The sequence below is a fragment of the Morganella sp. TYF_1 genome, assembly GCF_043105645.1.
Lineage (GTDB): Bacteria > Pseudomonadota > Gammaproteobacteria > Enterobacterales > Enterobacteriaceae > Morganella > Morganella morganii_B.
On the sequence record NZ_JBICLU010000017.1, the window covers coordinates 54,165 to 79,487 of the forward strand.

23 protein-coding genes are annotated in these 25,323 nt (G+C 52.0%); 13 read left to right on the forward strand and 10 right to left on the reverse strand.

Going from position 1 to position 25,323, the window contains the following annotated elements; all coding sequences use genetic code 11:
- The first annotated feature begins 56 nt into the window (after positions 1–56).
- From ACF8OF_RS08465 to trpS, 5 genes are all read left to right on the forward strand, one after another.
- On the forward strand, positions 57–1,004 hold the full coding sequence (locus tag ACF8OF_RS08465) for an SPOR domain-containing protein (protein ID WP_392496329.1): 948 nt from the start codon (positions 57–59) through the stop codon (positions 1,002–1,004).
- 90 nt (positions 1,005–1,094) lie between these two features.
- The gene (gene dam / locus ACF8OF_RS08470) at positions 1,095–1,913 is read left to right on the forward strand and encodes an adenine-specific DNA-methyltransferase (RefSeq protein ID WP_025151607.1); all 819 of its coding nucleotides are present in this window, start codon (positions 1,095–1,097) and stop codon (positions 1,911–1,913) included.
- Between the two features lie 40 nt (positions 1,914–1,953).
- Positions 1,954–2,628, forward strand: coding sequence for a ribulose-phosphate 3-epimerase (gene rpe / locus ACF8OF_RS08475; RefSeq protein WP_262860894.1), 675 nt, complete (start codon positions 1,954–1,956; stop codon positions 2,626–2,628).
- Positions 2,625–3,344 carry a phosphoglycolate phosphatase gene (locus ACF8OF_RS08480; protein WP_108655835.1) on the forward strand — a complete coding sequence of 240 codons (720 nt, stop codon included), beginning with the start codon at positions 2,625–2,627 and terminating at the stop codon, positions 3,342–3,344. The genes rpe and ACF8OF_RS08480 overlap by 4 nt, the downstream gene beginning before the upstream one ends.
- Positions 3,345–3,346: 2 nt before the next feature.
- Entirely contained in the window at positions 3,347–4,375 is a 1,029-nt protein-coding gene (gene trpS, locus ACF8OF_RS08485; RefSeq protein ID WP_392496330.1) for a tryptophan--tRNA ligase, read from the forward strand.
- Positions 4,376–4,430: 55 nt separating this feature from the next.
- Here the strand turns inward: trpS and ACF8OF_RS08490 are convergent, their stop codons facing one another.
- Entirely contained in the window at positions 4,431–5,276 is an 846-nt protein-coding gene (locus tag ACF8OF_RS08490; protein WP_392496331.1) for a 4Fe-4S binding protein, read from the reverse strand.
- Between the two features lie 350 nt (positions 5,277–5,626).
- On the opposite strand from ACF8OF_RS08490, the gene dmsA reads away from it, so the two are divergent.
- Genes dmsA through dmsD form a run of 4 tightly spaced genes read left to right on the forward strand, consistent with a single transcriptional unit; the run spans position 5,627 to position 10,216 of the window.
- The gene (gene dmsA / locus ACF8OF_RS08495; protein WP_279797049.1) at positions 5,627–8,080 is read left to right on the forward strand and encodes a dimethylsulfoxide reductase subunit A; all 2,454 of its coding nucleotides are present in this window, start codon (positions 5,627–5,629) and stop codon (positions 8,078–8,080) included.
- 11 nt (positions 8,081–8,091) lie between these two features.
- The gene (locus ACF8OF_RS08500; RefSeq protein ID WP_262882739.1) at positions 8,092–8,709 is read left to right on the forward strand and encodes a DMSO/selenate family reductase complex B subunit; all 618 of its coding nucleotides are present in this window, start codon (positions 8,092–8,094) and stop codon (positions 8,707–8,709) included.
- 1 nt (position 8,710) lies between these two features.
- On the forward strand, positions 8,711–9,571 hold the full coding sequence (locus ACF8OF_RS08505; protein ID WP_025151600.1) for a DmsC/YnfH family molybdoenzyme membrane anchor subunit: 861 nt from the start codon (positions 8,711–8,713) through the stop codon (positions 9,569–9,571).
- A gap of 33 nt (positions 9,572–9,604) precedes the next feature.
- On the forward strand, positions 9,605–10,216 hold the full coding sequence (gene dmsD, locus ACF8OF_RS08510) for a Tat proofreading chaperone DmsD (RefSeq protein ID WP_392496332.1): 612 nt from the start codon (positions 9,605–9,607) through the stop codon (positions 10,214–10,216).
- A 67-nt stretch (positions 10,217–10,283) separates the two neighbouring features.
- On the opposite strand, the gene ACF8OF_RS08515 is transcribed toward dmsD, so the two are convergent.
- The 3 genes from ACF8OF_RS08515 to sodA all read right to left on the reverse strand — a co-directional run bounded on the left by ACF8OF_RS08515 (position 10,284) and on the right by sodA (position 12,094).
- Positions 10,284–10,574, reverse strand: coding sequence for a hypothetical protein (locus ACF8OF_RS08515; RefSeq protein ID WP_072872377.1), 291 nt, complete (start codon positions 10,572–10,574; stop codon positions 10,284–10,286).
- 127 nt (positions 10,575–10,701) lie between these two features.
- Positions 10,702–11,385, reverse strand: coding sequence for a 6-hydroxyaminopurine reductase (gene yiiM / locus ACF8OF_RS08520; RefSeq protein ID WP_262882736.1), 684 nt, complete (start codon positions 11,383–11,385; stop codon positions 10,702–10,704).
- An 88-nt stretch (positions 11,386–11,473) separates the two neighbouring features.
- Complete coding sequence (gene sodA, locus ACF8OF_RS08525; RefSeq protein WP_004237912.1) at positions 11,474–12,094, reverse strand: superoxide dismutase [Mn]; 621 nt, start codon at positions 12,092–12,094, stop codon at positions 11,474–11,476.
- Positions 12,095–12,463: 369 nt separating this feature from the next.
- On the opposite strand from sodA, the gene acs reads away from it, so the two are divergent.
- From acs to ACF8OF_RS08545, 4 genes are all read left to right on the forward strand, one after another.
- A complete protein-coding gene (acs, locus tag ACF8OF_RS08530) occupies positions 12,464–14,419 on the forward strand; it encodes an acetate--CoA ligase (RefSeq protein WP_392496334.1) in 1,956 nt (651 codons plus the stop codon).
- Positions 14,420–14,492: 73 nt separating this feature from the next.
- Complete coding sequence (locus ACF8OF_RS08535; RefSeq protein WP_004237915.1) at positions 14,493–14,804, forward strand: DUF485 domain-containing protein; 312 nt, start codon at positions 14,493–14,495, stop codon at positions 14,802–14,804.
- Positions 14,801–16,456 carry a cation acetate symporter gene (locus tag ACF8OF_RS08540; RefSeq protein WP_262882734.1) on the forward strand — a complete coding sequence of 552 codons (1,656 nt, stop codon included), beginning with the start codon at positions 14,801–14,803 and terminating at the stop codon, positions 16,454–16,456. The genes ACF8OF_RS08535 and ACF8OF_RS08540 overlap by 4 nt, the downstream gene beginning before the upstream one ends.
- A gap of 122 nt (positions 16,457–16,578) precedes the next feature.
- Positions 16,579–17,157, forward strand: a complete 579-nt coding sequence (locus ACF8OF_RS08545) for a hypothetical protein (protein WP_392496336.1) — start codon at positions 16,579–16,581, stop codon at positions 17,155–17,157.
- 40 nt (positions 17,158–17,197) lie between these two features.
- Here the strand turns inward: ACF8OF_RS08545 and ACF8OF_RS08550 are convergent, their stop codons facing one another.
- The 6 genes from ACF8OF_RS08550 to ACF8OF_RS08575 form a co-directional block, all read right to left on the reverse strand.
- Positions 17,198–18,250, reverse strand: coding sequence for a fimbrial protein (locus ACF8OF_RS08550; RefSeq protein WP_392496337.1), 1,053 nt, complete (start codon positions 18,248–18,250; stop codon positions 17,198–17,200).
- An 11-nt stretch (positions 18,251–18,261) separates the two neighbouring features.
- Positions 18,262–20,784: a fimbria/pilus outer membrane usher protein gene (locus tag ACF8OF_RS08555; RefSeq protein ID WP_392496338.1), complete on the reverse strand. Its 2,523-nt coding sequence runs from the start codon at positions 20,782–20,784 to the stop codon at positions 18,262–18,264.
- 15 nt (positions 20,785–20,799) lie between these two features.
- Positions 20,800–21,483, reverse strand: coding sequence for a molecular chaperone (locus ACF8OF_RS08560; RefSeq protein WP_392496339.1), 684 nt, complete (start codon positions 21,481–21,483; stop codon positions 20,800–20,802).
- Between the two features lie 61 nt (positions 21,484–21,544).
- Positions 21,545–22,063 carry a fimbrial protein gene (locus ACF8OF_RS08565; RefSeq protein ID WP_262860881.1) on the reverse strand — a complete coding sequence of 173 codons (519 nt, stop codon included), beginning with the start codon at positions 22,061–22,063 and terminating at the stop codon, positions 21,545–21,547.
- 753 nt (positions 22,064–22,816) lie between these two features.
- On the reverse strand, positions 22,817–23,836 hold the full coding sequence (locus ACF8OF_RS08570) for a D-cysteine desulfhydrase (RefSeq protein ID WP_392496341.1): 1,020 nt from the start codon (positions 23,834–23,836) through the stop codon (positions 22,817–22,819).
- A gap of 30 nt (positions 23,837–23,866) precedes the next feature.
- Entirely contained in the window at positions 23,867–25,312 is a 1,446-nt protein-coding gene (locus tag ACF8OF_RS08575; RefSeq protein ID WP_262860879.1) for a Na+/H+ antiporter NhaC family protein, read from the reverse strand.
- Between the last annotated feature and the right edge of the window lie 11 nt (positions 25,313–25,323).

A 25,323-nucleotide genomic window follows, 5' to 3' on the forward strand; every position in this document is an offset into this window, starting at 1 on the left:
TCAGTTCTCTTCTGTTATATCCAAAGACACAGTTTCTGCTCTGATGGGAGGGCAAAATGGACGGCTTTAAACCCGAAAAGCAAGAACCACAGATTTTCAGCCAGCCGGATGATGACGCTATCCGTCCGGATGCATCTGACAGACCGGAGCGCCCTGAACGCCGTAACCCGCGTCCGCGCCCGCAGCAGTCACGGCCTAAGTTTGCCGTCTCCCGCCAGCAGATGATGATCGGCGTGGCGGTTGTGGTCCTGGTGTTACTGATTATCGCGATAAGCTCTGCGCTGAAATCGCCGTCAGAACCGGAAGCACCACAGCAGGCACAAAACGGCGAACGCCCGATTACCCTTGGTACCGGCAGCAATGACGGTGCAACACAGTTACAGCCAGCCGAACCGGTACCGTCACAGACCGGCGTGAATCTCCCGGCTATCAATAATCTGCCGACACAGGCACAGCCGCCGTCACATACAACCGGTACCGGTCAGCGCGTGGATATCCCGGGGGATATTAACGATGCCCTGAATCAGGGAAATACGCAGGCGGGTATCAATAATGCGGCGCAGCAGAATATGAATAATCTGCCGCCGGTGGTCACCCCGCAGGAAGAGCCGAAGAAACCGGTACAGCAGGTGAAACCGCAGCCGGTGAAAACCACCACGGCAACACCGGCTAAACCGCGTGAAACCACCAAACCGGCCACAGCGGCACCGGCTCCGTCAAAAAGCAGTACTGCGATCGCCAAAGCGCCTGCCGGGAACTATACCCTGCAGCTGAGCAGCGCGAGCCGTGCGGATACGCTGAAAGCCTTTGCGCAGAAGCACGGGTTATCCAACTATCAGGTTTATGAGACAACACGTAACGGAAAATCGTGGTATGTCCTGGTATACGGTAATTTCCCGACAGTCGGGGATGCAAAACGGGAAGTTGAGCGTCTGCCTGCCGAAATTCAGGGGAAAAAACCGTGGGTCAGAAAGATGCAGCAAGTGCATCAGGACATGAAATAATAAACACGGATTCCGTCAGGTGCTGATTTGCTGTCTGAAACAGAGCAGAATCGGCGGCTCTGGCCTTTTTGAGCAATGATTACAGACAGCATGAAGAAACAACGCGCATTTTTGAAGTGGGCCGGCGGAAAATACACTCTGGCAGATGAAATAAAACGGCATCTGCCGGAGGGTGATTGTCTTATTGAGCCCTTTGTCGGCGCGGGGTCGGTTTTTCTCAATACAGATTATCCGCGCTATGTGCTGGCGGATATCAACAGTGACCTGATCCACCTCTACACCATGGTAAAGCAGCGGACTCAGGAATTTATCGATGAATCCCGCAAACTGTTCACACCGCAGTTTAATGATGAATTACAGTACTATGCGCTGCGGGAACGGTTTAATCAGAGCACGGATCATTTCGAGCGCAGCATTCTGTTTCTCTATCTGAACCGCCATTGTTATAACGGTTTGTGCCGTTATAATTCCAAAGGCCGGTTTAATGTGCCCTTCGGGCGCTACCGCAAACCCTACTTCCCGGAAGCCGAACTGCTGTGGTTCGCGGAAAAAGCCCGCAACGCCGTGTTTGTCTGCCAGTCTTATGTGACCAGCATGGAGAATGCAGGTACCGGGGATATTGTCTATTGTGATCCGCCTTATGCGCCGTTATCACTGACGGCCAATTTTACGGCGTATCACACCAGCGGATTCGGGTTACCGGAGCAGCAGAATCTGGCACAGCTGGCACAAATGCTTTCGTCGGATCGCAAAGTTCCGGTTCTGATCTCGAATCATGATACCCCGCTGACGCGGGAGTGGTATCATCAGGCGCAACTGCATATTGTCAAAGTGCGCCGCACTATCAGCCGCAATACACTTAACCGCCAGAAAGTGAATGAATTACTGGCGCTTTACCGCGGACAGTAAGCCGTTGAACCCGGCGGCGTCTTATTAAGAGGAAACAGGAATGAAAGAGTTTTTGATTGCTCCGTCCATTTTATCTGCTGACTTTGCCCGTCTGGGGGAAGACACCGCGAAGGTTCTCGCCGCAGGCGGCGATGTGGTTCACTTCGACGTGATGGATAACCATTATGTCCCGAACCTGACTATCGGGCCGATGGTGTGTAAGGCGCTGCGTGATTACGGTATTACTGCGCCGATCGATGTGCATCTGATGGTAAAACCGGTGGACAGCATTGTGCCGGACTTCGCTAAAGCGGGCGCAACCTACATTTCATTCCACGCGGAAGCGAGCGAGCACATTGATCGCACCATTCAGCTTATCCGCGAATGCGGCTGCAAACCGGGCCTGGTATTCAACCCGGCCACGCCGCTCAGTTACCTCGATTATGTGATTGATAAACTGGATCTGATCCTGCTGATGTCGGTCAACCCGGGCTTCGGTGGTCAGTCCTTTATTCCGGAAACACTGAAAAAAGTGGAAGAAGTTCGCCGCCGCATTGATGCCAGCGGCCGTGACATCCGCCTGGAAGTTGACGGCGGCATTAAGACTGAAAATATCGCGGCAGTGGCGCAGGCCGGTGCGGATATGTTTGTGGCCGGCTCTGCGATTTTCGGCAAACCGGATTACAAAGCCGTGATTGATGATATGCGTAAAGAATTAACAAAGGTTTCAGCATGACAGACAAAACAGCAGTACAGCAATTCACAGGGATTAAAGCCGTTGCATTTGACCTGGACGGCACACTGACTGACAGTATTCAGGGACTGGCGGAAGCGACTGATCGCGCACTGGAAGCACTGGGTTACCGGAAAGCGGGCCGTGAAATGGCCTCTGTCTGGGTCGGTAACGGCGTTGATATGTTACTGGAACGTGCCCTGATTCATGCAACCGGTGAAAAACCTGATGCTGCACTGCACGCAAAATGCCGTCAGTTGTTTGATGATTTTTATGCTGAGACGGTTAAAACCGGCAGTCCGGCGTTTCCGCATGTGGCAGAGACATTGCAGGTGATGGCAGACGCAGGGCTGGATCTGGCGATCGTGACCAACAAACCGTCTCAGTTTATTCCGTCGCTGCTGGCTGAAACCGGTCTGGATAAATTTTTCTCTGTCGTGCTCGGCGGGGATGATGTGAAAAATAAGAAGCCGCATCCGGCGCCGCTCTACCTGACGCTGGGTGAGTTCGGGCTGCGTAAGGAAGAGATGCTGTTTGTCGGGGATTCCCGCAATGACATCCTGGCGGCACGGGCAGCGGAATGTCCCTGTGTCGGCATGACCTACGGCTACAACTACGGTATTCCGATTGCGGACAGCAATCCGGATTGCGTACTGTCCGACTTCGCGGGTCTGCTGCCTGCACTCGGGCTGCCTCCGTTAACTCATCAGGAAGGATAATCATGAGCGGAACTAACACCAAAGCACACAAACCCGTTGTATTCAGCGGCGCACAGCCTTCCGGTGAACTGACCATCGGTAACTACATGGGCGCACTGCGCCAGTGGGTGAAGATGCAGGATGATTTTGACTGCATTTACTGCATCGTTGACCAGCATGCGATCACGGTCCGTCAGGATCCGGCGGAGCTGCGCAAACGCACACTGGATACACTGTCGCTCTATATGGCCTGTGGTCTGGAACCGGCAAAAAATACGCTGTTTGTACAGTCCCATGTGCCGCAGCATGCACAGCTGGGCTGGGCGCTGAACTGCTACACCTATTTCGGCGAACTGAGCCGCATGACACAGTTTAAAGATAAATCTGCCCGTCATGCCGAAAACATCAACGCCGGTCTGTTTGACTATCCGGTGCTGATGGCCGCCGATATTCTGCTGTATCAGACTAACCAGGTGCCGGTCGGTATCGACCAGAAACAGCATCTGGAGCTGAGCCGCGATATCGCGCAGCGCTTCAATGCCATTTACGGTGATGTGTTTGTGGTGCCGGATCCGTTTATCCCGGCGGGCGGCTCCCGTGTGATGGCGTTGCAGGATCCGGCGAAAAAAATGTCGAAGTCTGATGACAACCGTAACAACCTGATCGCCCTGCTGGAAGATCCGAAATCAGCAGCGAAGAAAATCAAACGCGCGGTAACAGACTCCGAAGAGCCGCCACGCGTGATTTATGATTTGGAAAACAAACCGGGTGTTTCCAACCTGCTGGATATTCTCTCCGGTGTGACCGGTAAACCGGTTGCTGCGCTGGAAGCGGAATTTGAAGGCCAGATGTACGGTCACCTGAAAGGTGCGGTGGCGGATGCGGTTTCCGGTATGCTGACAGAGTTACAGACCCGTTATCACGAAATCCGTAACAATGATGTGTTACTGAACCGTGTAATGAAAGAAGGTGCTGAGAAAGCCTCTGCCCGCGCACAGGTCACCCTGGATAAAGTACACGACGCCATCGGTTTTGTGCGCCGTCCGCTGTAATCATATGATATACAGATAAAAATAGCGCCTTTTGGCGCTTTTTTTATCTCTGTCGTTACAGCCAGCCTTTTTCCTTCCGTGAACGGCATACCGGACATAATGTTTGTCCCGGCTGCCAGCTCATAAAAGGCAGATGACAACTGCTGCAGTGAGCATCGAAATACGCATAGCGGACCGGCTGACTGTTTTTTTCTGCCCGCGTTATGACATCGATCGCTTTCGGGAAACAGACATCGCGGCAGCTCATACAGCCGCTGCATTTTGTCTTATCCACGGTAAACTGATTATCCGCAATGGTGATCGCCCCTTCCTGACACACTGCCGCGCAGGCGGTACATAAAATACACTTTTCCGTATCCGGCAGCACATCGAACCAGCTGTCATCCGGCCAGAGTTTTTTGCGCTCATTCAGGCCGGTTTTGGCGCGACCGGTATTCAGCCCCGTACTGACGGTTTTCTGCCGGAACAATGCAAAACGTTTTCCGGTATCCACCGGCGGCGGCGGAATAATGGCCAGCTGCCAGATGGGTTCCCCGAGGGCTTTCAGGCGCAGATTGAGCTCTACCAGTACCGGCAGCCAGTTATCAACTTCCGGTTCGGCGATCTGCATCCCGCGGATATGGTATTGCCGGTGCCAGACCAGTAACTCTTCCGCGCTGGCCGGGGTTTCTTTCTTCTCAATCACCAGTTGCCCGTTATTGTTGTAACTGCGCTCACGGACAGGGATGTGTTCAATGGCATCAGACGGGCAGACAAACAGGCAGTTTCCGCACTGAAAACAGCGGTCATTATCAATATTGACGTCGAGATAGCCGAACGTTACCGCATCTGCCGGGCAGCAGGCGGCGCAGTTATCACACTGACTGTTTTTGAGTTTCTTCCTGACACAGTGATCATTCACTGACGGCGGTGTGGTTTTTTCGCCGTTTATCAGGTAGTTGAATGCGCTGCGTCTGATAACGTTAACCCCTTTTCCTGATCATAATATTGAGCTGGTCACTATTTTCCCATGAGCCGATGCCGTCTGCCACTGACGGGATCAATAATCTGCTTTTCATACACTCATTTTTTGATGCAAAACAACCCGGCTGAATCGTAAAACCGTAAAATAACGACAGGTTAATATCCGCAGGTTATTGTATTACAAATAATTTATTGCGAATGGTTACCAGTCGCAATCTGACAATAAGCCGTTATCCGGCAACAACAATAATAATAACGATTACAAAATTAATTAAGCGAGCAATGTATATGACAAAGATGAAAGAAACGGCGTTGTTCACTGCGCCGCTGACGCGGCGCGGGTTTGTCAAAGCCTCCGGTGCGGCTGGCGGACTGGCAGTTGCAGCGGGCGGGTTATCCCTCCCGTTCAGCCATGCGGCGTCTGCCGCTGAAACTACCCCGGCACCTGCGGCGGCTTCTGATGAGAAAGTGGTCTGGAGCGCCTGTACGGTTAACTGCGGCAGCCGCTGTCCGTTACGGATGCATGTGGTTGACGGCGAAATCAGATATGTTGAAACCGACAATACCGGTGATGATGTCTACGAAGACCTGCATCAGGTTCGCGCCTGTCTGCGCGGCCGTTCCATGCGCCGCCGGGTGTACAACCCGGATCGCCTGAAATACCCGATGAAACGTGTGGGTAAACGTGGTGAGAACAAATTCGAGCGCATCACCTGGGAAGAGGCGTTTGATACTATCGCCGGTACCATGAAGCGCCTGATCCGCGATTACGGCAACGAATCTATCTATCTTAACTACGGCACCGGCACCCTCGGCGGCACCATGACCAAATCCTGGCCGCCGGGAGCAACACTGATTGCCCGTCTGATGAACTGCTGCGGCGGTTATCTGAATCATTACGGTGACTACAGTACCGCACAGATTGCAGCCGGTCTGAATTACACCTACGGCGGCTGGGCGGACGGTAACAGCCCGTCAGATATTGAAAACAGCAAGCTGGTGGTGCTGTTCGGCAACAACCCGGGCGAAACCCGCATGAGCGGCGGCGGCGTGACCTATTATGTTGAGCAGGCACGCGAGAAATCAAATGCCCGTATGATTATCATCGATCCGCGTTATACCGATACCGGGGCAGGGCGTGAGGATGAATGGATCCCGATCCGTCCGGGAACAGATGCCGCACTGGTCAGCGCGCTGGCGTATGTGATGATCAACGAAGACCTGGTGGATAAGCCGTTCCTCGACAAATATTGCGTCGGTTATGACGAAACCACCCTGCCTGCCGGCGCCCCGGCCAACGGTCACTATAAAGCGTATATTTTAGGTGAGGGGCCGGACGGTGTGGCGAAAACCCCGGAATGGGCAGCCAAAATTACCGGTATTCCTGCCGCGCGGATTGTGAAACTGGCGCGGGAAATCGGTACTGCCAAACCGGCGTATATCACCCAGGGTTGGGGCCCGCAGCGCCGCTCAAACGGCGAAACCGCATCCCGTGCCATTGCCATGCTCTCAATTCTGACCGGAAACGTGGGGATTAACGGCGGTAACACCGGTGCGCGTGAAGGCTCTTACGCAATCCCGTTTGTCCGCATGCCGACCCTGACCAACCCGGTGCAAACCAGTATCTCCATGTTTATGTGGACCGATGCCATTCTGCGCGGCGAAGAGATGACCGCCACCCGTGATGGTGTGCGTGGTAAAGATAAGCTGGATGTGCCGATCAAAATGGTCTGGAACTATGCCGGTAACTGCCTGGTGAACCAGCATTCCGAAATTAACCGCACTCATGACATCCTTCAGGATGAGAGCAAGTGCGAAATGATTGTGGTGATCGATAACCACCTGACCTCCTCCGCCAAATATGCGGATATCCTGCTGCCGGACTGCACCGCTTCCGAACAGATGGATTTCTGCATGGATGCCTCTGCGGGCAACATGGGGTACGTGATTTTTGCCGATCAGGCAATCGAACCGCGCTTTGAAAGCCGCAATATTTATGACATGACCAGCGAAATCGCCAAACGGATGGGTGTCGGTGATCAGTTTACCGAAGGCCGTACCCAGGAAGAGTGGCTGCGTCACCTGTATGAACAGTCCCGCGCCGCGCTGCCGGAACTGCCGGAGTTTGATGAATTCCGCAAACAGGGTATTTTCAAAAAACGTGACCCGCAGGGACACCATGTGGCGTACCGCGATTTCCGCAACGACCCGCAGGCAAACCCGCTGACCACGCCGTCAGGTAAAATCGAGATCTATTCCGCACAGCTGGCGGAACTCCGTGACACCTGGGAACTGAATGAAGGGGATGAAATCCATCCGCTGCCGGTGTATTCCGCAGGCTTTGAGCATGCCGGTGACCCGCTTCAGGAAAAATACCCGTTACAGATGACCGGTTTCCACTACAAATCCCGGACTCACTCCACTTACGGCAACGTTGATGTGCTGAAAGCCGCCTGTCCGCAGGAACTGTGGATTAACCCTGTTGATGCCGCGAAACGCGGGATTGCGCACGGTGATAACGTGAAGGTCTTCAACGACCGCGGGGAAGTGCGCGTCAATGTGAAAGTCACACCGCGTATTCTGCCGGGCGTTGTCGGTCTGGGTGAAGGTGCATGGTACAGCCCGGACGGCGATCGTATCGATCACGCTGGCAGCATTAACGTGTTAACCACTCAGCGCCCGTCGCCGCTGGCGAAAGGGAATCCGTCCCATTCCAACCTGGTTGAAGTCGTTAAGGCCTGAGGAAGCGATTTATGTCAACGCAATATGGTTTCTACATTGATTCAAGTCGCTGCACCGGCTGCAAAACCTGCGAGCTGGCCTGTAAAGACTTTAAAAACTTATCTCCGGACGTGAATTTCCGCCGTATTTATGAATATGCGGGCGGCGACTGGACAGAGCAGGATGGTGTGTATCAGCAGAATGTGTTTGCTTACTACCTCTCCATCTCCTGTAACCACTGTGATGACCCGGCCTGTGCCAAAGTCTGCCCGAGTGGTGCAATGCACAAGCGGGAAGACGGTTTTGTGGTGGTGAATGAAGAAGTGTGTATCGGCTGCCGCTACTGTCATATGGCGTGCCCGTACGGCGCACCGCAGTTTGATGAGGTCAAAGGCCATATGACCAAATGTGACGGTTGCTATGAGCGCGTCGCGGAAGGCAAAAAGCCGATCTGTGTTGAATCCTGTCCGCTGCGGGCACTGGATTTGGGGCCGATTGAGGAGCTGCGGGCCAAATATGGCACACTGGCGGAGATCGCGCCGCTGCCGTCTGCGGAATACACACACCCGAATATCGTTTTAAAACTGAATGCCAACAGCCGTCCTGTCGGGGATACCACAGGCCATCTGGCGAACCCGGAGGAGGTATAACATGGGATCGGGAATTCATGAATGGCCGCTGATGTTTTTTACCACCATCGGGCAGAGTGTGGCAGGGGCATTTATTGTCATGGCGGCAGTCCTGCTGTCCGGAAAACTGTCACCGGAAATGAACCGTAAAGTGCATTACAGCATGTTCGGCCTGTGGGTACTGATGGGGGTGGGTTTCCTGCTCTCTATGATGCACATGGGTACACCGCTGCGTGCGTTTAACGCTTTTAACCGTCTCGGCAGTTCGTCGCTCAGTAATGAAATTGCGGCCGGTTCGGTCTTCTTCGCTGCCGGTGGTTTTTACTGGCTGCTGGCGGTGCTGAACAAAATGCCGGCGGCGCTTGGTAAGCTCTGGCTGCTGGTGGTCATGGTGCTGGCGGTGGTCTTTATTTACGCTATCCCGCAGGTTTACCAGATTGCCACGGTACCGACCTGGTATACCCCGTACACGACAGTTCACTTTGTGCTGACAGCCCTGCTGGGCGGGCCGGTGCTGGCTGCTCTGCTGCTGCGGATTGCCGGGTTTGACCTGCGCTGCATCAGCTGGCTGCCGCTGGTCAGTATCGTTGCGCTGGTGGCGAGTGCGGTCGCAGTGACGTCTCAGGCGTTTGATCTGGCCTTTATCCGCAGTTCCGTACAGAGCGCTTCCGCGCTGGTACCGGAGTTCGGTCTGTATATGGGCTGGCGTCTGGTTCTGCTGGTGCTGGGTCTGACCTGCTGGATCCTGCCGCTGGTGAAACGGGCGAATCCGCCGGTGATTATGATGCTGATCGGTTTTGTCCTGGTGCTGTCCGGGGAGATCATCGGCCGCGGTATTTTCTACGGGCTGCATATGACAGTGGGTATGGCCTATCTGTCCTGATACGCGGGTATTTTATGGCGGGGATCCTGAGTGATGAGTGAGCAAGCTGTCAGTGATGTTGCTTTAACGGCCCGTATTCTCGGGGCGGCATTTTACTATCCGCCGTCAGAGATCGTGCAGATAACAGAACTGCTCTCTTCCGGGGAGTGGGTGGCGGAATGGCCGTACGGCGATGATGCACAAAAGCAGACTGCCGCGCAGAAGCTGAATCTGATGGTCGCCGGTGAGGAAACCTTAGCGCAGGCTTATCAGCGGCTGTTTATCGGGCCGCAGGCGCTGCCCGCGTCACCGTGGGGTTCTGTCTGGCTGGATAAAGAGCAGGTGCTGTTCGGAGATTCCACGGTTGCCCTGCGTGAGTGGATGCGTGTGCATGAGGTGGATATTGCGCTGTCGCAGAATGAGCCGGAAGATCACATCGGTCTGTTACTGATGATGGCGGCCTGGACGGCGGAAAATCGTCCGGATGCCCTGAATTCACTGCTGGCGGAACACCTTCTGCCGTGGGCCCGCTTCTATCTGGCGCGGATGCAGGAAAAATGCGGCAGTCCGTTCTATGAAGGGTTATCTGCCCTGACGGCTCTGACACTCAGGGGCTGGCAGGATGCACTGCCGGTGATCCCGGCAGAGAAAACGATTTTCGCCTGAGGCATCACACTATCAGATCAAAAAGCCCTTCCGGTGCAGACCGGAAGGGCTTTTTTTACGGCGGATGTTACTGACCGAGGTCAAATTCATTAATTTTTGCGAGCATGTCCGGGTCATTGCGGTACTTTTCGCGCAAGACTTTTTGCTGCTCTTTGGCCGGAGGACAGGTTTCATCCAGTGCTTTTTTGATATCTTTTTTCTGATCTGCCGGCAGGGACACATCCCATTCACCGGCAAAATGGATACAGTTTTCGGCATTATCCGTAAAGATTTCCAGTTCATCCGCACTGTTCTGATCTGCTGCAGCGGCAGGCAGTGAAAGCGCTGCCAGGCTCAGCAGCATTATCAGGTATTTCATCCGTGTCTCCTGTTTAGAAGGTCGTCTGTGTGTATTGCCGCGTCAGCAGCGGTCATCGTGAAACGGGTATGATAATCACACATTCCGGAACCGGTTTAAAGCAGGGAGAACCCGGGATTACATATTCTTACACGGCGGCGGAACCGAATAACCGGCGGTTAAAATCCTCGATTTTTCCGGTTATCAGGCGGCGCTGCATGGTCAGTGTCCAGCTGGCGGAAAGCCCGGATGCCTGTAATAAATAACGGTATTCGGTTTCATCAAACGGCAGATGAAACGCGATGGCGGCGGCTTCCCTGACAGACACCGCGCTGGTGCGGGTCAGCAGTTTCAGCGGCTGATCACTGCTGACATCGCCTTTCCCGACGACACGATACAGCCAGCCGGTACGGCCGCAGTCCTGCATCACCTGTGCAAAATCAGACACATCCGTCAGCGGATTCAGTTTGTAACACGGTGAGCGCGGCTGGGTGACCTGAATCACGGCGCTGCCCCACTGGTAAATATCCCCGATGAATACGGTGTCTTCTGTCATACCGAGGGTGGATATATTTTCCCCGAAGAACGGCGCGACAAAGCGATCCTCAATCTCCGGATACATCATTTTCCAGTAGTCGTAGTGTTCGCGGGGATAGTGACACAACGCACGGTCAGGGCCGCCGTGAAAGGCTTTTTCCGCCTGTTCATCACCGGCGAGTCCGGTGGCACTGAGGGCAATCACGCCGTCGGTCTGACGCTTTTCAATCGCACTGCGCCCGCAGCGGACGGTATCCCTGACGGGACCGGTGAAAACTAAAGGTATGTATGCCATGCCGCCTCCGTATTGAGTGAGACGGATATCATAATCGAAAGCGGGGAAGAAGAATATGTGCGGACAGCGCCCGCACATAGTTCAGGGCTTATTTTGCAGAAGCGAAACGCGCTGCTGCCTCATCCCAGTTCACCACAGACCAGAATGCTTTGATGTAATCCGGACGGCGGTTCTGGAACTTCAGGTAATAGGCGTGTTCCCACACATCCAGGCCGATGATCGGATAGCCGGAGGTGCCGGAAATCGCTTCACCCATCAGCGGGCTGTCCTGGTTGGCGGTGGAGACCACAGCCAGTTTGCCGTCTTTCAGTACCAGCCACGCCCAGCCGGAACCGAAACGGGTTGCGGCGGCTTTTTCAAACTCAGCCTGAAACGCCTCAACGCTGCCGAAATCGCGCTCAATCGCCGCTTTCAGGTCGCCCTGTAATGTGGTGCCGGTTTTCAGGCCTTTCCAGAACATGCTGTGGTTGGAATGACCACCGGCGTTGTTACGGATAAAGGTACGTTTGTCCGCCGGGAATTTATCGAGCTGTGCGATCAGATCGTCGATATCCAGATTTGCCATCTCAGGGAAGGCTTCCAGCGCGGTGTTGGTGTTATTTACATACGTCTGATGATGTTTGGTATGGTGAATTTCCATTGTCATTTTATCGAAATGCGGTTCTAACGCATCATAAGCGTACGGTAATGCAGGTAATACATAGCTCATAATTATAACTCCAGTAATTGACCGAACCGCTCACACCGGGTGTGAACAGGAGAAACATTATAATGAAACAGATGATAATGAAAATGATTATCAGATCTGTGCGATCTGTGCGGATTCTTTTTATTTGTTAGTTTACTGTCTTATTTTGGTTAAATATTTTAGCTGGTGTTTATCGGGTGATGTTATGCACTGTTTTTTATGTAAAAGGTGATGTTTTGTGTTGCCATGGCTTTTTGCATCAAATGATAACGCTGTGAATACCCCCTTTTTCAATCCGTGATCTTTAGCGCAAAAAAGAAACAAAGGCGGAAAGGTAACTTTATTTAACGTGATTTTGACATAGCATTAACAATTGAAAGGAGATGCATCATGACAAAAATAACGAAATATCCTGTACCCGAAGCAATTGCAGAAAACGCGCTAATCAATCATCAGCAGTATCTGGACGAGTATCAGCGGTCTGTTGAAGATCCCGACAGCTACTGGCGTGAGAAAGGCCAGATTGTAGACTGGATAAAGCCCTATACGCGGGTGAAAAACACCTCCTTTGATCCGGGCCATATCAGTATTAAATGGTTTGAGGACGGCACACTGAACCTCAGTGCCAACTGTCTTGACCGGCATCTGGCGGAGCGTGGTGATAAACCGGCGGTGATCTGGGAAGGTGACAGCCCGGATGAGTCCCGCACACTCACTTACCGTGAACTGCATCATGATGTCTGCCAGTTTGCCAATGTCCTGAAACAGCAGGGGATCCGCAAAGGAGATGTGGTTGCGATTTATATGCCGATGGTACCGGAAGCGATGGTTGCCATGCTGGCCTGTGCCCGTATCGGTGCGGTACATTCGGTGATTTTTGCCGGGTTCTCGCCGGAGGCGGTCTCCGGCCGTGTCATTGATTCCGGGGCAAAAATGGTGATCACCGCAGATGAAGGTCTGCGCGCCGGGCGTACTATCCCGCTGAAGAAAAATGTGGATGACGGCCTGAAAAACCCGGGCGTGACCACAGTCAGCAGTGTGATTGTTTTCCGCCGTACCGGCAATCCGGTGGAGTGGCAGGAAGGGCGTGATATCTGGTGGCATGATGCTGTCAGCAGTGTCAGCGCTGACTGCCCGCCGGAAGAAATGAATGCGGAAGATCCGCTGTTTATCCTCTATACCTCCGGATCGACCGGTAAACCGAAAGGGGTGCTGCACACGACCGGCGGTTATCTGGTTTATGCCACGCTGACATTTAAATATATCTTTGATTATCATGGTGATGAGGTGTTCTGGTGTACAGCGGATGTCGGCTGGGTAACCGGACACACCTACCTGGTTTACGGCCCGCTCTCCAACGGGGCTGTCACGCTGATGTTTGAAGGCGTACCGAACCATCCGAAGGTCAACCGGATGTGTCAGATTGTCGATAAACATCAGGTCAATATCCTGTATACCGCGCCGACCGCTATCCGCGCCCTGATGGCGGAAGGTCTCAGTGCGATTGAGGGCACCTCCCGCAAATCACTGCGTATTATGGGGTCGGTCGGCGAGCCGATTAACCCGGAAGCCTGGGAGTGGTATTACAAAACCATCGGTGACAGCCGCTGCCCGATTGTTGATACCTGGTGGCAGACCGAAACCGGTGCCTGCATGATCGGCGCAATGCCGGGGGCGATTGAACTGAAACCGGGGTCCGCGACCGTGCCGTTCTTTGGTGTTCAGCCAGCGCTGGTGGATAACCAGGGCGAAATCCTGGACGGTGAAACCGAGGGGAATCTGGTGATCCTCGATTCCTGGCCGGGTCAGGCCCGCACCCTGTTCGGTGATCATGAACGCTTTGAACAGACGTATTTTTCCGCCTTTAAAGGTATGTATTTTGCCGGGGACGGTACCCGCCGTGATGAAGACGGCTACTACTGGATCACCGGCCGGGTGGATGATGTGCTGAATATCTCCGGGCACCGCCTCGGCACTGCCGAAGTGGAATCCGCGCTGGTTTCACACCCGAAAATTGCCGAAGCGGCAGTGGTCGGGATCCCGCACAGTATCAAAGGGCAGGCTATTTATGCCTATGTCACACTCAATCACGGCGAGGAGCCGACTCCGGAACTGTATGCGGAAGTGAGGAACTGGGTCCGTAAAGAAATCGGCCCGATTGCCACTCCGGATATTCTTCACTGGACCGATTCTCTGCCGAAAACGCGATCCGGTAAAATTATGCGCCGTATCCTCCGTAAAATCGCCACCGGTGATACCGGTAATCTGGGTGATGTATCAACATTAGCTGACCCGGGTGTGGTCGAAAAACTGCTCGAAGAAAAGCAGGCCATCAACATGAACTAGCACGCTAACCTCAGTCAGTGCCGTGTTATGCGGCACTGACACTCCGGATAACAAAAACAGAGGAGTATCCTCAATGAGCGCATCCATTTATCAACAGGTGGAGAATGACCCTCGCTTTCAGGAACTGGTCAGAAAGCGCAGCCGGTTCTCATGGACATTGTCCGCGATTACACTTGTGCTGTATGTCAGCTTTATTATTCTGATTGCCTTTGACCCGCAATGGCTGGGCACACCACTCGGCGAAGGTCTGACGATTACCCGCGGGATCCCTGTCGGGGTCGGACTGATTGTCAGTGCGTTTGTCCTGACCGGTATTTATACCATCCGTGCCAACGGGGAATTTGATCGTCTGACCGCCGAAATCATCAGCGGGGTGAAACAATGAAAACGCGCCTTTCTGCTCTTCTGTTATCCCTGCTGTGTCCGCTGTTCAGCCACGCCGATGCCATCAGCGGGCCGGTGGAGCGCCAGCCGGTAAACTATCAGGCCATTATTATGTTCCTGATTTTTGTCGGCCTGACACTGTACATCACTTACTGGGCGGCAAAACGGACACGTTCCCGCGCGGAATACTACACCGCAGGGGGGAAAATTACCGGGTTTCAGAACGGGCTGGCGATCGCCGGTGACTTTATGTCCGCCGCATCCTTCCTCGGGATCTCCGCGCTGGTTTACACCTCCGGTTATGACGGCCTGATTTACTCTATCGGCTTCCTGATCGGCTGGCCGGTGATCCTGTTCCTGATTGCGGAGCGTCTGCGCAATCTCGGGCGCTACACCTTTGCGGATGTGGTCTCTTACCGTCTGAAAGCCAGGCCGATTCGTGTGCTGTCTGCCAGTGGCTCGCTGGTGGTGGTGGCGCTGTATCTGATAGCCCAGATGGTGGGAGCCGGTAAACTGATTGAGCTGTTATTCGGACTCAACTATATCGTGGCGGTTGTGCTGGTCGGCATCCTGATGGTGTTTTATGTCCTGTTCGGCGGCATGCTGGCAACGACCTGGGTGCAGATTATCAAGGCGGTTCTGTTACTTGCCGGTGCCAGCTTTATGGCACTGATGGTGATGAAAGCCGTGGATTTCAACTTTAACACCCTGTTTAAAGACGCGGTTGCGGTACATAAAAACGGGTTGGCGATTATGAGCCCGGGCGGGCTGGTATCGGATCCGATTTCTGCATTATCGCTGGGGCTGGCGCTGATGTTCGGTACTGCCGGGTTGCCGCATATTATCATGCGTTTTTTCACGGTCAGTGATGCCAAAGAGGCGCGTAAGAGTGTGTTCTATGCCACCGGATTCATTGGCTATTTCTATATCCTGACTTTTATTATCGGCTTCGGTGCCATTCTGCTGGTCAGCCCGAACCCGGTATTTAAAGATGCGGCCGGGGCACTGATCGGCGGCACCAACATGGCGGCGGTGCATCTGGCGGATGCGGTCGGCGGTAATCTGTTCCTCGGCTTTATTTCTGCTGTGGCATTCGCGACTATTCTGGCGGTTGTTGCCGGGCTGACCCTGGCGGGCGCTTCTGCGGTTTCCCACGACCTGTACGCCTGTGCTATCAAAGACGGCAAAGCCAACGAGCGGGATGAATTAAAAGTCTCCAAAATCACCGTAATTATTCTCGGGATTGTTGCCATCGGGCTGGGGGTTCTGTTTGAAAAACAAAACATTGCTTTTATGGTGGGGCTGGCTTTCTCTATCGCGGCGAGCTGTAACTTCCCGATCATTTTGCTCTCCATGTACTGGAAACGCCTGACCACACGGGGCGCACTGGCCGGGGGCTGGCTGGGATTGTTAACCGCCGTGATCCTGATGATCCTGGGGCCGACTATCTGGGTCAGTATTCTCGGGCATGAAAAAGCGATTTATCCGTATGAATATCCGGCGCTTTTCTCGATGTTTGCCGCCTTTATTGCGGCCTGGCTGGTGTCTGTGACGGATAACTCCGCACAGGGTCAGGAAGAACGCAGCCGCTTTGAGGCGCAGTTTATCCGCTCTCAGATTGGGCTGGGAATTGAAGAGGGCAAATCTCACTGACAGATGTCACAGCGCGGTCTCCGTTCCGGAGGCCGCGTTTTTCTTTCTCTCCGCCACTTGTTTTATCAGGTTGTTAATGGTTTACTGCAGCCCGATCGTTTATGTTACTCAAAAGTTAATTTATGCGTCTTTTTTCTTCTGTTTTACTGATTGTACCGGTTGCTCTGGCACCGGCGGTGTTAGCCGGCGGGCCGGGGGCGGAGTACAATGTAAAAATTACGGTGATGGGGACATTACTGCTGCTGGCAAATGTGTATCTCTTCCGCTATACCGCAGGCAAAGTTGTTGTCGCCCTGCTGACAGTTTTATGGGGGCTGAACTTATCCGCATCTGCTTTTTTCTGCCACGGAGCGGGGGCTGAGTACCGGACAATGCTTCCTGATCTGCTTCATCAGAAAGGCGCGTTATCAGCGGGTGATTCCCCGGCTGAAAACAGTGGTATCGTACTGTTTTTTATCGTGGTTTCCGGGGGATATTTTACGGTGGTTCACCTGCTGAGCCGCGCACTGCCGCGCCGTGCTGTCCGGAATGCCGGTATCTCGCTGTTATTACTGTCGTTTATTCTGCCTGTTGAATATTACGCGATGGAAAAAAACAAAACACCGGGGCTGACGGTGTATGACCATTATCTGCTGGGTACGCCATTTTATCATCTTGCTGCTGTACCGATGGCATGGCGGGGATGCACCGGCATCAGCTGAGTGCCGGCAGCCGCCCGGAGCAACCCGGACGGCTCTGACATCAGTTAAACTGTAAAACAAACTGAGCGGTGGCTTCTGCTTTGCCCGCTGATACATCATTTCCGTAGCGGTAATAGTGTGCTTTCAGCGGGACTGTCGTGGTGCCTTCATTCAGATCGGCCAGTTTGACAAACTCCTGACTGATCAGCGGTGTTTCATCGCTGAGAGGAGACGTGACCACAAAGCCGATACCGAATGAATTATTATTTCTGCCTTCATTATCCACCCTGACCACCGACGGTTTCCCGTTGTAATCGGCTGTATTATCAGAGAGTAATTTGATTTTTGCTGAGACATCGCCGGTACAGGTCAGTGTCAGATTATCTTCTGCGCTGTATTCCGCGTCAGGAAATCCTTTTTCACGGAATGCAGAAACCGGCGCACGGGGCAGACGAAATTCCAGATTGGTACTCTCTGCATTGCAGGAAACCGGTGCCTGCTGGAGTGTTCCTCTCAGCAGATAGGAATAGGTGTACCGGGTTGTTCCGCCGTTCTTATCAAACGGCGAGAGCAGGATGGCACCGATAGTCATATCATGCAGTGACAGTGTCGGAGGATTATCAACCGCCGCATAGATTTCAATTTTCAGTTTCAGCGGTTCCAGCCGGCCCTCAGGGACAGTAATACGGGCGCCGGGCTGGGTACGGAGTACGGTGCCTGTACTGGTATCAGTCAGCACATAAACATAGCTGGGTCTTTGCACACCGGAAGGGGAAACGTGATAGGCGGGATTGCCGTCAATATCGCCGTAGTATTTTGCGATAATACCGCTGCCTTCGCCATAGGTGGCATAGCCATAGACCTCGGAATCCGGGCTGCAGTTGGCAATATGTGTTCCGTAACCCGGCCCGTTAAAAAGAAATTCTCCGACTTTGTCATTCTTCTTAACCGTTCCGCTCAGGGAAAGATCAACCCGGGCCGTCATCGGCATATGTGCATTGGAGCCGCCGGGGGTGCATTCCTGTGCAGCCTGCGCCGGAAATACACTCAGATACCCGGCAGCCAGTAAGGCGGATACAGCCGCCATTTTTCTTATTTTTTTTGACATTATCATGATGTTATTTCTCATTGTGAGCCTGTGCGGCAGTCTGCATCTGCAATATAGAGTCCGTTTACTGGTACAGTGTGTGCGGTATCATAATGAAGACTGCATGTGTGTGCGGCACCATCCTGTTTCCAGTTAATCCGGATTTCACCTGCCGGTTGTTCGGTCAGAAAATAGAGGTTGTTAAATCCGGAGACTAACTGTGTTTCCGCACCGGTCATGACCGCCTCTGCACCCAGCGGAATTTCCCGGTCGTCTGCTGTTTTCAGGCGCAGCAGCAGCTTATAGCCTTTTTTGGTATTAAAATCGGCCAGAATTAATGCCCCTTTGGTCGGGATCATATTGCCGGAAATATTATTTTCGATTTCCACATCATCCGGCAGTGTCCGGGTATCAATACTGATATTGTTTTTCCGGTACGGTGTCATGCCGGATACCAGTGCCAGACCGGCATGATTGGTCTTTATTGCCCGGCCGTTGATCACACCGACACCGGCGGCATCTTTGGTCAGAACAAGGGCATTGGTTTCCTGTAAGTCCGGTGCCGCGAGCATGCCGTACTGTGTGGCGACCAGTGCGCCGCTGATGCCGTAACTCAGGTTTTTATTATCCTGACTGTAAGAGTAACCGGCATTCATCACCGCATACGATGACTGATATGAGGAGCTGATACCGCCGGAATAGCCGGAACCCTGATTGGTATACCCCTGATAAACATCCCAGCTGCCCTGACTATGTTCACCGAAATTACCGTTCAGGCGGGCGGTCTGCTGGGTTTGGTGATTGTTGTCAGTTGACAGGTTGTAAGCCGCGCGTACCGGATAATCACCGAAGCTCAGAGGTACGGACAGGTTAATGCTCAGGCTCTGATTGTTTTTTGTCTGTTCCTGAAACTGATTACCCTGTGAATAGGTGTAATACACACCGTAACTGATACCGCTGAAATCACTGTTAAAACCGGCGTTATAGGAGCGGCTGGTCTGCCCGTTACCGTACTGATAAATCACTGACGTCAGGTTGAGTGTGGCACGGTCAGAAAATACCGGCTGGTTCAGTGTCAGTGTGTACTCATTTTTTAATTTCAGTTGCGGATCCGGCTGATATTCCTTACGGGCGGCGGCATCCTCAAACCGGTAGAAACCGGTATCAAAGTGACGATAACCTGCCAGCGTCAGGCTGGTATTGGTGGATTCAATCCGTTTGGCGTAATTGATACGAAATGCATTACCGCTGATGGTTTTTTCATCATTCAGCCGGGTGCGGGCATGCAGGATATCCGTGGTGACAGCACCTGCGGTTCCCATATTCAGCGCGGTCCCGAGTCCGGCAGAATGATAGTCAGCAGCAATAAATGTTCCGCCGTACAGAGTGATGTAATCGGTCGCGCCATAAAAGGCTTCAGCCTGGCTGAGGAATTTCCCGTCACCGTCATTACTGCTGTCGTATTGCCCGGCAGAAACGGCATAACGGAAACCGCCTTTGCGCTCAAGGTTGGCGATTGTCGAGAAAGGCACAATAAACTGGTTTTCCGCCCCGTCAGTTTCTTTGACGGTGACATAGAGGTTACCGCCGTTACTCATCGGGTAATATTGTGTAATGGAAAACGGGCCTGCCGGTACCGTCTGGCGGAAAATGGTTTCGCCATTCTGGACAATGGACACTACCGCTTCTGAATTTGCCATACCGCTGATGACCGGCACATAGCTGCGGTTGTCGGCAGGCTCCATAATGCGATCGGTTTTCAGATTAACGCCGCGGATTTTCACGCCGTCAAACAATTGTGATGAGGTATACAGATTACCGGCCGCAATCTCACTTTTTATCGGATTAATATTGCGTGAGATTGTATTACTGATGGTATTCCATTTATCACCGCCGCTTTGGTTATGTGTCCAGACGGTATAATTTTTATAGCGCCAGGCGCCGATATTCACCCGGGTCCGGATATTTCCGTAATAACTGTCCTGCGTGTTGCCACGATTACGCTGATTAAATGCGGAAAAATTGTAATTCACAAACGCGGCCGGAATGCCGTTATCCCAGTTTTTTTCTTCCAGGCTGCGGATTTTGTCCTGATTAAGCTGAGACTGCGGCACTGTCAGGGAGTAAATCTGGTTGTTTAAGTCCAGATCGCCGCTGATAAAATCCATTCCGCTGAGATTAACGCATCCGTCCTGTGTGGTCTGAACAGCAGTGTTATCCGGAAAAATAATGCCGAACGCATGCCACTGTGCTTCAGTAAAACAGGGCTGCAGGGTTTCTTTATCCTCTTTGCCGGTCATCAGCACAAACGGAACAGCCATCCGGGTAATTTTTACTTTATTGATAAACAGGGTGACATCGTAGTTTCCTTCCGCCACATCGTTGTCACGGAATACACTCAGCTCTTCATTTGTCACCGTTTGTCCGCTGCCGGCAATATTCAGCAGGCCGGGCGGATAATAGTCAGCGGCTGTCACATGACGGGGAAGTACCGCCGCGCATACCGGGATCATCAGAAGCGGCAGCAGATGTGTGCGGATTTCAGCGCGGTTATTTTTCATGATATTGACCGTCACTTATTGGAGTAAAAATTGTTTTTCGATGCTTTTTCCGTAGTCGTTGATATACATTACCGAAACAGGCGCGTTCCGGACTGCCGGTGACGGCAGTGCAACCGCGGTATCAGAAAACGGGGCAAAATAACCCTGTGTGAACGGCACATCACGCTGGTTAATGCTGATACCGGAAATATTGATGTAATACGGTGTCGGGTTTTTCACCGTGACAGTCCGGCCACCGGCTTTCCAGGCCAGTTTTTCTGCCGCAGGATCGAGGTTTTTACCCGGCAGAGAGTCAGGACGATATATCACTTTGATTTTATTGGTCATGGAATAACGAAGAACGTTTTCCTGGTCTTCACTACTGGGAGCGACAAATTTCACATTCAGCCAGTAAAGTGTTTCTCTGTCTGCCGGCATTCCGGTGACTTTTGTGACCTGCAAGGTGTTTTTTTGTTCAGCCCGGAGCTTCAGTAAAGGTGGCGTGGTGACAAAGTCAGGGCTGACATTGCCGTTTGCATCTTCAATCCAGGATTGCAGTAAATAATTCCGGTTCTTATCAGTATTAAAAGCAACAACACCTTCGCTTTTATTTTTTTCGTTATAAACCAGCCGTGTTGTTTCCAGACCAAATCCGGCATAGCTGTTAACGGTGAATAAAAAAAACAGAGAAGCAGAGAGAATATTTTTTTTAGCGAACATAGTATCTCCGGAAAATAACCGAAAAAAGGGTGCGCAGATTAAATAATCTGCGCAATGAATATTAGTTATATGTCAGGGTGTAGTTTAATGTTGCATTTGCCTGACCAGCTTCAACATCATCAGCCATGCTGATATATTTTGCGACATAGCTGGCTTCCCAGCTGGCGCTGTTTTCAACGTGATATTCTTTTTCAAATGAACCATCGATATCAATACCGTCACCACTATGGTCACCATCACGGTCATAGATAATAATACCGATATTTTTTGCGGTACTGTCATCTCCCGGATTATCCAGTTCTAAAATATCACTTTCGCCATTTTTTGGTTTTCCGTTAAGTTTTAATGTCACATTCCCCTGATCCGGGCAATCGATTAAGGAAATATCGATTTTACCGTAGATACCTTCACCGCCTGCGGTATCATATTTTTTACCGAAGGCACTTGTCGGGTAACGGCCCATCTGGACATGTGCATCCGGTGAATTATCACCATTCAGGTCGATAGTACAGGTTGAGTTGTAAATAAACCCGGAGAATGTAATGGTGCCATCCTGTGTTTCTTCTGCAGATGCACTCATTACTGAACCAGCTAATAAGAGTGATAATAATGCCTTGCCCGTTAATACATTTTTCATTTAAAAACCTTGTGTAAATTAATACTATTCAATATATTGAATATGCGAAATATCCGTTATTTCCGGATGGGATATTATTCGGTTATAAAACAGAATGAGAATAATTCTGTCTTTGTTTCCGAAGCGTGATGCTATGGCGTAATTCCGGGTATGTATATGTTCATTATTAAGTATGATTGACGAAATAGATAAATAATACAATTTTCATCTGAATGATGTTCCCCGGTGACTAATCCATAATCCAGTTAATAATAAAAAGTGAATCGTTATCCACGGAAATAATTATATCCGTAATATTTCGCTGGGATATGAATCGATGTGTCAGAATGTTTCCCCGGATGACATAATAATTCAGCATTAATTTTTTTCTTATTTATTGATTTTATTAAGTTTTTTAATACAACCAATGGGAGTAATAGTCATTTTATGATGACGTGAAAAATAAGAGAAAACAAAAAATCATTTATTATCAGTATATTGAGTTTATTAAATGGAAATAAAACGCATATGGTGAGTATTATTTTTTTACATATCATCGGCAGATTACCGGACAAAAAAGGCGTTAATTCTATTTTTTTCCGGGAGAAAGGCGGGATTTGTCGTCATAAAATGACAAATGAAAGGCGTTAAAACAGAGGATAATATGAATAATCCAGGCGGATATGGGAATGTGTGTCCCGTATCCGCCCGGTTTTGTTACAGAGAACGGCTCACTTCCTGATAGGCGAACAGCCCGGCAGCACCGCCGGTATGTACAAACAGCAGCGGTGACGTATCTTCCGGATGGCTGCGAACCTGGTCAATCAGCCCGGCCATGGCTTTACCGGTGTAAACCGGATCCAGCAAAATGCCTTCGTGACGCGCCAGCAGTTCAATGGCTTCCAGCCCGCCGGCATTCGGCATGCCGTATTCCGGAGCAAAATAACTGTCCCACAGTGCGACCGGCGCAGGGGTTTCAATATTAAACAGGTGTACCAGTTCGTTTTGCAGTTTAACCACTTTCGGTGCCTGATCGGCATATACCCGCGATACGGTGACTCCGATAACCGGAGTCTGCGGCATCACCAGCTGTAATCCGGCAGACAGCCCGGCGTGTGTCCCGGCGCTGCCGGAAGCGACGACAACGGCACCGAATTCTGTGCCTTCCGGTATCTGCTGTGCGATTTCCAGGGCGCACTGCACATAGCCGAGCGAGCCGAGCATATTGGAGCCGCCGACCGGCACGATATAGGCATCACTGAGCTGCATATGGTTGATCAGCGCCTGCATCTGCGCATCCGGGTCAGTCAGTGCATCACACATCACACAGTGCGCACCGAATAAATCCGTCAGCAGCTTGTTACCGTTATTCAGGAAATCCGCATTCTGACTGCCGATCGGGTTTTCCAGCAGTGCCACGCATTTCAGGCCGTACATTGCCGCGACAGCTGCTGTCTGACGGACGTGGTTAGACTGAATAGCCCCGGCGGTGACAATAAACTGTGCGCCTTTTTCCAGGGCATCCGCCATCAGGAATTCCAGCTTGCGCAGCTTGTTGCCGCCCGCTGCCAGCGGTGTCAGATCATCACGCTTGATGTAAATCTCCCGTCCCAGCAGGCGGGAGAGATTATTCAGTTTATTCAGCGGTGTAACACCGCTGAGCAGATTAAGCTTACTGAACTGCGCCAGTGTCTGTTGCAGCCGGGTTGCCCCGGCGGTGTTTACAGAAGAAGACATATCATTTCCTTATTGAATTCGCGGTCATACTCAGTAGGTGAATCCTAACCAGAGGTAGACGGCCAGCGCAAAACTTGCGGTTAATACCGCATACGGCATCTGGGTACGGATATGCTCAATATGGTCACAGTCTGTCGCCATCGATGCCACGATCGCATCACTGGAGATAGGGGAGGTCATATCACCAAAGATAGACCCGGCGATAGCGGCACCAATCATATATTCCGGCGGCATACCAACGGACAGACCTAACTGCACACCAATCGGGATCATGATAGCGAATGTGCCCCAGGAGGTGCCGGTCGCCAGTGACATAATGGCACTGATCAGGAAGATAAAGCCGACAGAGAAGCCCGGCGCGATAACCCCGGATGTCACCTGGGCAATATAGGCACCGGTATTGAGGTCAGAAGAGACAGAGCCCATCAGGAAGGCGAGGATCATCACCGAACTGATTTTAATCATATTGGCATAGCCGATATAGAGCTCTTTAAAGAAGGTATCGACATTCATCACGCGGCGCGCCAGGAACCAGACAAATGACACCGCCGTCCCGAACATTACGCCCCAGTAAACCGAGGTGGAGCCGCTGCCTTTGCTGAACTCGCCGTCACCGGTGATATACAGCGCGACCGGCACCATCAGAATGGTGGAGAGGATCGGGATAAAGAAGTTCAGTGAGGTGTGGCAGTTCGGATGATCGATAATGTCTTTATCATCTTCCGGCTCGTCGTGTGTTTCTTCCGGCGTAGCGGTGATCACATCCGCAGAGCTGATGAGTGCCTGCGCACGCATTTCTGCTTTGCGCATCGGTCCCCAAGAGACATTACTGAAGATATAGAACAGAATGCTGGCGAGTGAGAACCAGGCCATGATGTTGTAAACCATGGAATGTGCCAGGATATCAAACGGCTCGCCGGTGATCAGCCCCTGAGAGATCTGCACACCGATAACGCCCATCATTGCCGCACCCCAGCCGTTGATCATGGCGGAAGAACAGACAGACACACAGGCGGTCTGAATGATGTAAGACATTTTCTCCGGCGGCACGCCGTATTTTTTCGCCAGCGCTTTGGTGGAAGCACCGGAGACCAGCTGGTTAATCGAGCTTTCGATAAAAATCAGCGACGTGATAATCACCGCCAGCAGTTGCACACCTTTGCGGCCTTTGATGATCTGCGTTTTGTTGGTCAGCAGACGGACAAGTGCCCGCACGCCGCCGGTCACCACGACCAGCCGCATAATCCCGCCAATCATCAGCATAAAGATGATAGTTTTGGCGTTGCCTGATGATTTAAAGACATCAATAATCCCTTCGAGGGTCGCGCGGATACCCAGTAAGAGGTTGTGATCATGAATAACAGTAAAGCCGACCAGTATCCCGATCAGCAGTGATAAAATCACCTGACGGGTACAGATGGCCAGAATAATTGTGACGACCGGGGTAATGACCGTCCAGATACCATAGTCCTGCATACGCTTTCTCT